Source organism: Pseudomonas reactans, assembly GCF_013387025.1.
Lineage (GTDB): Bacteria > Pseudomonadota > Gammaproteobacteria > Pseudomonadales > Pseudomonadaceae > Aquipseudomonas > Aquipseudomonas reactans.
This window is the reverse complement of sequence record NZ_JACAQP010000005.1, coordinates 70686-82529: the sequence shown is the minus strand read 5'-3', so window position 1 is coordinate 82529 and position 11844 is coordinate 70686. Positions and strand designations below refer to the sequence as shown.

Here is an 11844-nt window from a genome sequence, read left to right as displayed (position 1 = left end):
GCTGCGTTATCGTTGACGTCCTTCGCGAGCAAGCTCGCTCCTACAATGATTGCGGTGCCCGTTCGCACAGGGTGTTGAGCGCCTTCGCCCACTGCGGGTCATCATTCAGACACGGCACCAGCACCAATTCCTCCCCCCCGGCCTCGCGGAACTGCTCCAGCCCGCGATCGCCGATTTCCTCCAGCGTCTCGATGCAGTCGGCAACGAACGCCGGGCACATCACCAGCAGCTTTTTCACGCCTTGCTGGGCCAGGGCTTCCAGGCGCGCTTCGGTGTAGGGCTCGATCCACTTGGCTCGACCCAGCCGCGACTGGAAGGCCACCGACCATTTATCCTCCGGCAGGCCCATGCGCGCGGCAAAGTCCCGCGCCACGCTGAAGCACTGCCCGCGATAACAGGTGGCACGCACTTCAGGGGATGCGTTCACGCAGCAATCGGTGGCGCCATCGAAGGTATGCCCAGGGTTGAGTTTTTGCAGATGGCGTTCCGGCAAGCCGTGGAAGCTGAATAGCAAATGATCGTAGTCCTGCTGCAAGTGCGGCTTGGCGCTGGCTACCAGTGCGTCGAGGTATTCAGGTTGATCGTAGAAAGGCTGCAGAGTGGCAAATTGCAGGTCGAGCTTTTTCTCGCGCAGCACACGCCGCGCTTCTTCCACCACCGTGGTCACGGTGCTGTCGGCGAACTGCGGGTAAAGCGGCGCCAGGGTGACTTTGCGGATGCCCTGGGCGGCGAGGCGCGTCAACACGCTTTCAATGGACGGCTCGCCATAGCGCATCGCCAACTCCACCGGGCCCTGGGTCCACTGCGTGGTCATCTGCTGCTGCAAACGGCGGCTCAGCACCACCAACGGCGAACCTTCGTCCCACCAGATGGATGCGTAGGCATGGGCCGACTGCTCGGGGCGCTTGATCAGGATCAGCGACACCAGCAAGCGCCGCACTGGCCACGGCAGGTCGATCACATAAGGGTCCATCAGGAACTGATTGAGGTAGCTGCGCACATCGGCCACCGAGGTGGATTTTGGCGAGCCCAGGTTGACCAGTAACAACGCGTGATCCGTCATGCAACATCCTATCTCTAGAGGCGGCTGGACAAGTCATCCAAGGCCGCACGCAACTCAGTGAACTGGAAAGTGAAACCAGCGGCCAGCAAGCGCTCGGGCACCGCCTTCTGCCCGCCCAGCAATAGGCCGGACAACTCGCCCAGACCCACCTTCAATGCAAAGGCCGGCATGGGCATGAACGCCGGGCGGCGCAACACCCGGCCCAGGGTTTTCGCAAACTCGCGATTGCGCACCGGGTGTGGCGCGCAGGCATTATAAGGACCACTGGCATCAGGCTTGTGCAGAAGAAAATCAATCAGGGCGATTTGATCCTTGATATGCACCCACGGCATCCACTGCCGACCATTGCCGATCGGCCCGCCCAGCGCCAGTTTGAATGGCAGCAACAGCCGCGACAAAAAGCCGCCCTCGGCCGACAACACCAAACCGGTCCGCACCAACACAACACGAATGCCCAAGCCTTCGGCGCGCTGAGCGATTTCTTCCCAGGCAATGCACAGCTGGCTGGGGAAATCGTCCTGCACAGGGCCACTGGCTTCGGTCAATTCCCGCTCGCCGCCGTCGCCGTACCAGCCGACCGCCGAACCGGAAATCAACACCGCTGGTTTTTGCTCCAGACCTTCAAGCCATGCCAGCAAGGTTTCAGTCAGACTGATGCGGCTGCTCCACAACAACGCCTTACGCTTGTGGGTCCACGGGCGATCAGCAATGGGCGCGCCGGCCAGGTTAATGACCGCATCCACCGGGCCGATAACCTGTTGCAGGTGTTCGACGCCTGCGACTTGAGCGCCGCACCGCTTGGCAACCTGTTCCGGCTGCCGACTCCACACAGTCAGCCGATGCCCCTGCGCAAGCCAGTGGTGGCAGAGTTGGCGGCCGATCAGGCCAGTACCGCCGGTCAGCAAAATGTGCATGGGGTGTTCCTCATGTAACGTTCGCCGCCCATCGCTAGTCTATTTTATAAGCAGCGGGCGTGACGTTGGATTAAGCCTCTGCTTTAACCATAGGTCACGCCGTAAGAACAGGTAAGCCAAAACTTATACCAAAAAACAATATTGTACAGCTATTGGTGTCGGCGTAGTCTGTACCCAACGGTAAAACGAGGCCCCCCATGACTGTTCCCATCGCGATCATCGGCACCGGCATCGCCGGTCTCTCCGCCGCCCGAGCGTTACGAGACGCGGGGCACGCTGTACAACTCTTCGATAAAAGCCGCGGCAGTGGTGGCCGCATGTCCAGCAAGCGCAGCGATGCCGGCTCCCTGGACATGGGCGCGCAATACTTCACCGCCCGCGACCGGCGCTTCGTCAACGAAGTGCAACGCTGGCAAAGCAATGGCTGGGCCGAGCAATGGAAACCCCAGCTGTACAACTTCAAGTCCGGCCAACTCACCCCCTCCCCCGATGAACAGATCCGCTGGGTCGGCACGCCGCGCATGAGCGCCATCACCCGCGCCCTGCTCGACGACCTGCCGGTGGCGTTCGGCTGCCGCATCACCGAAGTGTTTCAAGGCAAACAACACTGGAACCTGCTGGATGCCGACGGCGAAAACCACGGCCCGTTCAGCCACGTGATCATCGCCACCCCAGCGCCCCAGGCTACCGCCCTGCTGGCTGCTGCGCCCAAGTTGGCCAGTGCCGCCGCCGGCGTGAAAATGGACCCTACCTGGGCCATCGCCCTGGCGTTCGACAAGCCCCTGGATACACCGATGGAGGGCTGTTTCGTGCAAGACAGCCCCCTCGATTGGCTCGCGCGCAACCGCAGCAAACCGGGACGCGACACCCACCTCGACACCTGGGTACTGCACGCCACCAGCACGTGGAGCAAGGCCCACCTGGACCTACCCAAGGAGGCGGTAATCGAGCACCTGCATGGCGCCTTCGCCGAATTGCTGCACAGTGCCATGCCCGCGCCGTCGTTCAGCCTGGCGCACCGCTGGCTCTATGCGCGACCGTCCAGCAGCCACGAATTCGGCGTGCTCGCCGATGCCGACCTGGGTCTGTACGTGTGTGGCGACTGGTGCCTGTCGGGCCGGGTCGAAGGGGCATGGCTCAGTGGCCAGGAAGCCGCGCGACGCTTGATCGAACACCTGCAATGAACCGCATCAATCCCGCAAAACTGCTGCTGTCGAAATGGACAGCAGCTCATCCTCGCAACAAAGAAAAACACTTCTTGGTCACCGAACTGTTTCGGGATGAAGAAGGCATCGTGCTGGAAATCGAGCTGCAAGCCGTCATGACCCGACGCGCCGAACGCTTCACCTGGCAAACCCTGCAAAACGCCGACGCCTGGAAAATCGGCTGGAAATAGCCGACCCGCAAAAACTTGTACAAATAATTTGACTTGTACAGCATCGAATCTATGATGAGATTTAGTTGTACAAGATTTTAATCTTGTACAGGAATCTTGCAGGGGGTTCGTTTATGTCCAGCACCACCAAACCAAAGATCGCCATCAGCGCCTGCCTCCTGGGCGAGAACGTGCGCTTCAACGGCGGCCATAAACAATCCCTGCTGTGCAGCCAGACCCTAGCCGACTATTTCGACTTCGTGCCGCTGTGCCCCGAGGTCGCCATCGGCCTGGGCATTCCCCGCGAACCGATCCGCCTGGTGGGCGACCCGGCCCACCCGCAAGCCGTCGGCACGGTGCACCGCGAACTGAACGTCACCCAGCCGCTGGACGATTACGGCCAGCAGATGGCGTCGGAACACACCGACCTGTGCGGTTACATCTTCATGCAGAAGTCACCGTCGTGCGGCCTGGAACGGGTCAAGGTCTACCGTGACAACGGCACCCCGGTCGACGGTGGCGGGCGTGGTGTCTACGCCCAAGCGTTTTGTGCGCGTCACCCCAATCTGCCGGTGGAAGAAGACGGTCGATTGAATGACCCGGTGCTGCGGGAAAACTTCCTGACCCGCGTCTTCGTCTACGCCGATTGGCAACAGCTGCTGGCCGAAGGCCTGACCCGCCACCGCCTACTGGCCTTTCATTCACGCTACAAATACCTGTTGATGGCCCACAGCCCGGCGCACTACAAAAGCCTCGGGCACCTGCTGGGCAGCATGACCAAAGAGACCCACCTCGATGAACTGGCCGCCTGTTACTTCAGCGACCTGATGACCGGCCTGAGCCAATGCGCCACCCGTGGCACCCACACCAATGTGCTGCAACACATCAGCGGTTACCTCAAACAAGTCATCAGTGCCGACGATAAGCAGGAAATGCAGACCGTCATCGGCCAGTACCGCCAAGGCATCGTGCCGCTGGTGGTGCCACTGGCCCTGCTCAAGCACCACTTTCGCCAACACCCGGACCGCTACATCGCGCAGCAGGCCTACCTGCAACCGCACCCGGAAAACCTCAGCCTGCGAAATGCGATCTAGCCCATGAAAGCTGCCCTGCAAGACGAACCCGGCGAAGACATCGCCCAAGCCCTCGAAGACGGCTGGCTGCCGATCCGCGAGGTGGCGCGCCAGACCGGCGTCAACGCCGTGACCCTGCGCGCCTGGGAACGCCGTTATGGCCTGATCGTGCCCCAACGCACGCCCAAAGGTCATCGGTTGTTCAGCGCCGAACATGTGCAACGTATCCACACCATCCTCACCTGGCTCAATCGCGGCGTGCCGGTGAGCCAGGTCAAAGGCCTGATCGACTCAGCCCTCAGCGTTCCCGATGCCGTGGAAAACGAATGGCACACCTTGCGCCAGACTCTTGTTCAAGCCATCAGCGAATTGGCCGAACGCCGTGTGGATGACGCCTTCAACCAAGCCATGGCGCTGTACCCGCCACGAACCCTGTGCGAGCAGATGTTGTTGCCACTGTTGCAGGAGCTGGAACAACGTTGGCAAGGCCAGTTCGGTGCGCAGATGGAGCGGGTGTTTTTTCTGTCCTGGCTGCGCAGCAAGTTTGGTGCGCGTATTTATCACAACAATCGTCAGCTGCATGGCGCGCCGTTGCTGTTGGTGAACCAGTCCGACCTGCCCCTGGAGCCGCACCTGTGGCTCAGCGCCTGGCTCGCCAGCAGCGCCGACTGCCCGGTGGAAGTATTTGACTGGCCGCTGCCCGCTGGTGAACTGGCGCTGGCAGTGGAACACCTGCAACCGCGCGCGGTGCTGCTGTATTCGAGCAAGGCGCTCCACCTGTCGGCTTTCGCAAAACTTTTGAGTGGCGTCAGTTGCCCAAAATTGATGGTCGGACCAACGGTATGCATCCACCAGGCCGAGTTGACCGTATTAACCCATGACATTCCTGATTTGTTCGTCGCCGAAGACCTGTTGTCGGCCCACCAGCTACTGATCCAGCGTGGACTCGTTTAAATGCATTTGATCTGGCTGCGCACCGACCTGCGCCTACACGACAACACCGCCCTGGCCGCCGCGAGCCAGCGAGGCCCGCTGGCGGCCGTGTACCTGATCACGCCGCAGCAATGGCTGGACCATGACGATGCGCCGTGCAAAGTGGACTTCTGGCTGCGCAACCTGCAAGAGCTGAGCAAGACGCTGGGCGCGCTGAACATTCCCCTGCTGATTCGCACCGCGGCTACTTGGGATCAGGCACCCGACGTATTGAGCACGTTGTGCCACGAGCTGTCGGTGGAGTCGGTCCACGTCAACGAGGAATACGGTATCCACGAAAGTCGCCGGGACGCTGCGGTGTCCAAGGCCTTGGAAGCCGATGGCGTGACGTTCCACAGCTACCTTGATCAACTGTTCTTCCAACCCGGCAGCGTGTTGACCAAGACGGGCACGTATTTCCAGGTGTTCAGCCAGTTCCGCAAGGTTTGCTACACCCGCCTACACAGCGCTCTGCCGCGCACGGTCGCAGCACCAAAGGCCCAGGCGCCGATCAAGCTCAAAAGCGATCCCGTGCCGAACACGGTCGAAGGTTTCGAACCACCCAGCGAAGCACTGCGCGCCCTCTGGCCTGCTGGTGAAGACGAAGCCCGGCGCCGCCTCGACGCCTTCGCCGACCAGCAAATCAGCTACTACAAGGATGAGCGCGACTTCCCCGCCAAGCCCGGCACCAGCCAGCTCTCCGCCTACCTCGCGGCGGGTGTGGTTTCGCCGCGCCAGTGCCTGCATGCCGCGCTGCAAACCAACGGCGGCGAGTTCGAAAGTGGTGACATGGGCGCCATCACCTGGATCAACGAACTGCTCTGGCGCGAGTTCTACAAACATATCCTGGTGGGTTACCCACGGGTTTCCCGTCACCGCGCTTTCCGCCCCGAAACCGAAGCCGTGGCTTGGCGCAATGCGCCGAAGGACCTCGCCGCCTGGCAGGAAGCGCGCACCGGCCTGCCGATCATCGACGCGGCCATGCGCCAACTGCTGGAAACCGGCTGGATGCACAACCGCCTGCGCATGGTGGTGGCGATGTTCCTGACCAAGAACCTGCTGATCGACTGGCGCGAAGGCGAGCGCTTCTTCATGCGCCACCTGATCGATGGCGATCTCGCCGCCAATAACGGCGGCTGGCAGTGGAGCTCATCCACCGGCACCGACTCGGCACCGTACTTCCGGATTTTCAGCCCGTTGAGCCAGTCGGAGAAATTCGACAGCGAGGGCATTTTCATCAAGCACTGGCTGCCGGAGTTGGCCGCACTGAATAAGAAAGAAGTGCACAACCCCGAAGCCGTCGGCGGTTTGTTTGGCGTGGCCGACTACCCGCGTTCGATTGTCGACCTGAAGAAGTCCCGCGAACGCGCCCTGGCCGCCTTCCGCAGCCTGCCTTCGCGCCAAGCTGTCGGGGGCGAACATGAGTGACTTCCTGCGCCGCTTCGCCCAGGCCTTTGCCACGCTGGACAAACACAACCTGCATTTGCTCGACAGCCTGTACAGCCCGGACATCGCCTTTGCCGATCCGCTGCACGAAGTCCACGGACTGCCCGCCATGCACCGTTACTTCGCAGAGCTGTACAGCAACGTCAGCCAACTGCGCTTCGACTTCCACGGCTTCGACCAGGTGGCCGAAGGCGAAGGTTACCTGCGCTGGAAAATGAGTTTCTGCCACCCGCGCCTGGCAGGCGGCAAGGTCATCCGCGTGGAAGGCTGCTCGCACCTGATGTGGCGTGACAAGGTGTACCGCCATCGGGATTACTTCGATGCCGGTGCCCTGCTGTACGAACACCTGCCCGTACTGGGCCGCGTCATCAGTTGGCTGAAAAGGAGAATGGGATGAGCAGTACATCGCCCCGCCGTTATTGGCTGACTGGCGCCAGCAGTGGCATCGGTGCCGCGCTGGCCGTGGAGTTGCTCAACAGCGGCGCCCATGTAGCGCTGAGTTCGCGCACCAAAGGGCCTTTGGAAGCGCTCGCCCAACGTTATCCCGGCCAAGTGCTGGTAGTCGCGGGCGATCTGACCAACAGTCAGACCGTGCGCGAGATCGGCGAACATATCGGGGTGGTCTGGGGTTCGCTGGACACCGTGATCCTCAATGCCGGCACCTGTGAGTACGTGGACGCGCGGCAGTTTGATTCGTCCATCATCGAGCACGTGGTGCGCACCAACCTGCTGGCCAGCAGTTATTGCATCGAAGCCGCCCTTCCGTTGTTACGCGCCGGGCAAACGCCGCACTTGGTGGGTGTCGCCAGCGCCGTGACCTACCTGCCGATGCCCCGCGCCGAAGCCTACGGTGCGTCGAAGGCCGGCCTGCGCTACCTGTTCGAATCCTTGCGCATCAGCCTGGCGTCGGAAAATATCGACGTCACGGTGATCAGCCCGGGCTTTGTCGACACGCCGTTGACCGAACGCAATGACTTCCCGATGCCACTCAGTTGGCCCGCGGACAAAGCCGCCAAACATATCTTCAATAAACTGGAAAAGCGTCCGCTGGAAATTGCCTTTCCCGCATTGTTCATCGCCGCTCTCTGGCCACTGTCGAAACTGCCGAACCGCGCACAATTGGTCATCGGCAAGCGCATGTTGCGCAGCCAGCCGCCGAAGAAGGACGACCAGTGAAGATCGCCATCATCGGCAGCGGCATCGCAGGGCTGACCAGCGCCTACCTGCTCAGCCGCCGGCATGAGATCACGCTGTTCGAAGCGGGCGACCGCATCGGCGGGCATACCCACACGGTCAACGTGACCGTCGAGGGCCAAAGCTATGCGGTGGACACGGGCTTCATCGTATTCAACGACTGGACGTACCCCAACTTCATCCGCCTGTTGGGGCAGATCGGGGTGACGTTCAAACCTACCGAGATGAGCTTTTCGGTGTGCGACGAGCACACTCGGTTCGAATACAACGGCAATAACTTCAACAGCTTGTTTGCCCAGCGTCGCAACATTTTGTCGCCGGGATTCTGGGGCATGCTGCGCGATATCTTGCGCTTCAATCGCCAGGCGCCACTGGACTTGCAGGAGCAACGCATCAGCGCCGAAATGACTCTGGGCGACTACCTCGACGCCAACGGTTACGGCGAGCGGTTTATCCGCCATTACATCGTACCGATGGGCGCGGCGATCTGGTCGATGTCGCTGGCCGACATGCTGGGTTTTCCCTTGCAGTTCTTCGTGCGTTTCTTCAAGAACCACGGTTTGCTGTCGGTGAGCAACCGCCCACAATGGTGCGTGATCGAGGGGGGGTCCAGCCGTTACATCGAACCGCTGACCCGCAGCTTTCGTGAACAGATCCGCCTCAATTGCCCTGTGCATAACGTCGAGCGCAGCGACGACGGCGTGGTTATCCACAGCCCGGCCGGCAGCGAGGCATTCGATCGCGTGGTGTTCGCCTGTCACAGCGACCAGGCCCTGGCGTTATTGGCCGACCCGAGCCAGGCCGAACAAGACATCCTGAGTGCCCTGCCCTACGCCGACAACGACGTGGTGCTGCACACCGACACTCGCCTGCTGCCCGATCGCAAACTGGCCTGGGCCAGCTGGAACTACCGGCTCAGCGGCACTGCGCAGAAGCAGGCGGCGGTGACCTATGACATGAACATCCTGCAAGGCATCGACAGCGCCACCACCTTTTGCGTCAGCCTCAACCAGACGCCGATGATCAACCCGCTGAAGGTGCTTGCCCGCTACACCTACGCCCACCCGCAATACAGCCTGGCGGCGGTGGCGGCCCAGGGCCGCTGGGAAGAAATATCCGGCGTGCGCAATACCTTTTATTGCGGCGCCTACTGGGCCAACGGTTTTCACGAAGACGGCGTGGTCAGTGCCCTGCGCGTGGCCCAAGCCTTTGGGGAAACCCTGTGAACAGCGCCTTGTACAGCGGCTGGATTGCCCATCGCCGGTTTGCGCCCAAGGCCCACGCCTTTCGCTACCGCATCGGCCTGCTGTACCTGGATTTGAGCGAAGAACACGAAGTGCTTGGCCTTTCGCCCCTGGCCGGGCGTAGCCGCCTGGCGCCCTTCGGTTTTCGCCAGCAGGACTACCTGCGTGAATTGACGTGCACCGGCATCAGCTTGAGCGATGCCGTGCGCCAGGAAGTCGGCAAGGCACTGGGGCGTACACCCCAGGGCGTTATCTGCCTACTGACCCAGGCCCGCAGTTGGGGCCTGGCTTTTAACCCCGTGAGTTTCTTCTACTGCTTCGAGTCCGACGGACGTCTGGCGGCGATCCTGTGTGAAGTGACCAACACCCCGTGGCGCGAGCGTTATCACTACGTGCTGCCGGCCCAGGCTTTGGGCGCGGATGAATACCAGCATTTCGCCGTGGCCAAGGCCTTCCATGTGTCGCCGTTCTTGCCGCGCGACTTGGAATACCGCATGAGCTTCAGCCCGCCCGCCGCCAAACTCGGCGTGCACATGGCCGACTGGCAGGGCGAATTGAAAGTCTTCGACGCCACCTTGAGCCTGCAGAAAGAGACGCTGAACCGCGCCAGCCTGCACCGCTACCTATGGCGCTTTCCGTGGATGACCGCCAAGACCTGCCTCGCGATCTACTGGCAGGCCTTGCGCCTGTTGCTCAAACGCACACCGATTTTTTCCCACCGGGCCGCCGATGGCGCCTCTCGCACTGCAGTCGGGTACACCAAGGATCGCCGCCATGAAATCCCCTAGTTTATCGGTCAAGACCCATCGCCTGAACGTCAACGGCATGACCGCCGCGCTGCTGCGCAAGGCCGTGCTGCGTCAACTCAGCCAATTGCGCCATGGTCAGTTGGTAATGATCGAAGACGGCGAGCGGCAAGTCTTCGGCGCACGCGAAGCGCACCTGCTGGGCGAAATCCAGATCCTCGATTCGGCCGTGTGGGGCCTGGTGGCAGCCAACGGTTCCATCGGCGCTGGTGAGGCGTTTATCCACGGTTACTGGAGCAGCCCGGACCTCACGGCAGTGGTTCGCGTGATGGTCAGCAACCTCGACGTACTCGATGCGATGGAAGGCGGCCTGGCACGCCTGGCACGTCCCTTCACCCAGGGCCTGCACTGGCTCAACCGCAATACGCGCAAGGGCTCGCAGAAGAACATCGCCGCCCACTACGACCTGGGCAATGACCTGTTCGAGGAATTCCTCGACCCGACCATGATGTACTCGGCGGCGCAATTCCTGACCGCCGACGACACTTTGGAACAGGCGCAACTGAACAAACTGGAACGCATCTGCCAGAAGTTGGCGCTCAAGCCCAGCGATCACCTGCTGGAAATCGGCACCGGCTGGGGCAGTATGGCGCTGTACGCCGCGCAACATTATGGCTGCAAAGTCACCACCACGACCCTGTCCAAGGAGCAGTTCGCCTACACCGAAAAACGCATCGCCGCCCTGGGCTTGCAAGATCAGGTCACGCTGCTGTTGCAGGATTACCGTGACCTTACTGGCCAGTACGACAAGTTGGTGTCGATTGAGATGATCGAGGCGGTGGGCCATCGCTTTCTGCCAACCTACTTTAAACAGTGCGCGCACCTGCTCAAGAGCGACGGCTTGATGCTGCTGCAAGCCATCACCATTCGCGACCAGCGCTACGAACAAGCGAAAACCAACGTCGACTTTATCCAGCGCTACATCTTTCCGGGCGGCGCCCTGCCCTGCGTGCAAAAGATGCTACAGGTCGTCAGCCGCGACACCGATATGAACCTGCTGCACATGGAAGACTTCGGCCTGCATTACGCACGGACCTTGCGCCTGTGGCATGAAAACTTTCGCCGCGCCCACGGCCGCCTTGCTGAGTTGGGCTACGACGAATACTTCCTGCGGCTGTGGGAGTTTTACCTGTGCTACTGCGAAGGTGGTTTTATGGAACGCACCATCGGCACCGCGCAATTGCTGCTGGCCAAGCCGTCCGCGATCAACCCGCCGCTGCTCGGACGCTTCAGTGCTTAAGACGTTGGCCAATGCCGTGCTGTTTCAGTGCGGTTGGTTTGCGTGTGTACTCGGCGGTGACAGCGTGTGGCTACTGGTAGGGCTGGCCGTACTCGCCGTTCATCTGCTGTGGATAAGTTCTTGGGCTGAAGACGGCAGGCTGATCCTCAGCGTGACGGCATTTGGCACACTGCTTGATACGGCACTGCGCACGCTGGGCGTGTTTCATTTCACTGAGCCGGGCCCGCTGATTCCCCTCTGGCTGATCCTGTTATGGGCGTTGCTGGCGACCACGTTACGCCATTGCCTGGCCTGGAGCGCGCGCCCGTGGTGGCGTGCGGCTTTACTTGGCGCAGTAGGCGGCCCGCTCTCTTACTATGCCGGTAGCCAGTTGGCCGGCGTGCAGTTCGGTTTCGGCCTGACATCCACGATGGCCTTACTGGCGCTGCTGTGGGCGGCGGTGTTTGTAGGCCTGCACCGGCTGGCGCGCTGACGTCTGTCAGTCGTTTCACACCTGCGTCACCCGCTTGCCTTACAC

13 protein-coding genes are annotated in these 11844 nt (G+C 61.4%); 11 read left to right on the top strand and 2 right to left on the bottom strand.

Annotation, left to right across the window (positions count from 1 at the left end):
- Positions 1-40 precede the first annotated feature (40 nt).
- Together hemH and HX793_RS04740 are read right to left on the bottom strand one after the other, a co-directional pair.
- Positions 41-1063, bottom strand: coding sequence for a ferrochelatase (gene hemH, locus HX793_RS04745; RefSeq protein WP_177050350.1), 1023 nt, complete (start codon positions 1061-1063; stop codon positions 41-43).
- A gap of 14 nt (positions 1064-1077) precedes the next feature.
- Entirely contained in the window at positions 1078-1977 is a 900-nt protein-coding gene (locus HX793_RS04740; RefSeq protein ID WP_177095010.1) for a TIGR01777 family oxidoreductase, read from the bottom strand.
- A 197-nt stretch (positions 1978-2174) separates the two neighbouring features.
- Here HX793_RS04740 and HX793_RS04735 point away from each other — a divergent pair, with 197 nt between their 5' ends.
- From HX793_RS04735 to HX793_RS04685, 11 genes are all read left to right on the top strand, one after another.
- Positions 2175-3161 carry an NAD(P)/FAD-dependent oxidoreductase gene (locus HX793_RS04735; RefSeq protein WP_177050354.1) on the top strand — a complete coding sequence of 329 codons (987 nt, stop codon included), beginning with the start codon at positions 2175-2177 and terminating at the stop codon, positions 3159-3161.
- Entirely contained in the window at positions 3158-3373 is a 216-nt protein-coding gene (locus HX793_RS04730; RefSeq protein ID WP_016977059.1) for a TIGR02450 family Trp-rich protein, read from the top strand. The genes HX793_RS04735 and HX793_RS04730 overlap by 4 nt, the downstream gene beginning before the upstream one ends.
- Before the next feature lie 113 nt (positions 3374-3486).
- Positions 3487-4446, top strand: a complete 960-nt coding sequence (locus HX793_RS04725) for a YbgA family protein (RefSeq protein ID WP_177095013.1) — start codon at positions 3487-3489, stop codon at positions 4444-4446.
- A gap of 3 nt (positions 4447-4449) precedes the next feature.
- Complete coding sequence (locus HX793_RS04720; RefSeq protein WP_177095015.1) at positions 4450-5379, top strand: MerR family transcriptional regulator; 930 nt, start codon at positions 4450-4452, stop codon at positions 5377-5379.
- The gene (phrB, locus tag HX793_RS04715) at positions 5380-6825 is read left to right on the top strand and encodes a deoxyribodipyrimidine photo-lyase (protein WP_016977062.1); all 1446 of its coding nucleotides are present in this window, start codon (positions 5380-5382) and stop codon (positions 6823-6825) included.
- Positions 6818-7240, top strand: coding sequence for a nuclear transport factor 2 family protein (locus tag HX793_RS04710; protein WP_177050362.1), 423 nt, complete (start codon positions 6818-6820; stop codon positions 7238-7240). Before phrB ends, HX793_RS04710 begins: the two co-directional genes overlap by 8 nt.
- Positions 7237-8019, top strand: a complete 783-nt coding sequence (locus HX793_RS04705; RefSeq protein WP_016977064.1) for an SDR family NAD(P)-dependent oxidoreductase — start codon at positions 7237-7239, stop codon at positions 8017-8019. The genes HX793_RS04710 and HX793_RS04705 overlap by 4 nt, the downstream gene beginning before the upstream one ends.
- Complete coding sequence (locus HX793_RS04700; RefSeq protein ID WP_177050363.1) at positions 8016-9263, top strand: NAD(P)/FAD-dependent oxidoreductase; 1248 nt, start codon at positions 8016-8018, stop codon at positions 9261-9263. The genes HX793_RS04705 and HX793_RS04700 overlap by 4 nt, the downstream gene beginning before the upstream one ends.
- On the top strand, positions 9260-10069 hold the full coding sequence (locus HX793_RS04695) for a DUF1365 domain-containing protein (protein ID WP_177095017.1): 810 nt from the start codon (positions 9260-9262) through the stop codon (positions 10067-10069). The genes HX793_RS04700 and HX793_RS04695 overlap by 4 nt, the downstream gene beginning before the upstream one ends.
- Entirely contained in the window at positions 10056-11327 is a 1272-nt protein-coding gene (locus tag HX793_RS04690; RefSeq protein WP_177050365.1) for an SAM-dependent methyltransferase, read from the top strand. Before HX793_RS04695 ends, HX793_RS04690 begins: the two co-directional genes overlap by 14 nt.
- Complete coding sequence (locus HX793_RS04685; protein ID WP_177050366.1) at positions 11320-11799, top strand: DUF2878 domain-containing protein; 480 nt, start codon at positions 11320-11322, stop codon at positions 11797-11799. Before HX793_RS04690 ends, HX793_RS04685 begins: the two co-directional genes overlap by 8 nt.
- The last annotated feature ends 45 nt before the right edge of the window (positions 11800-11844 follow it).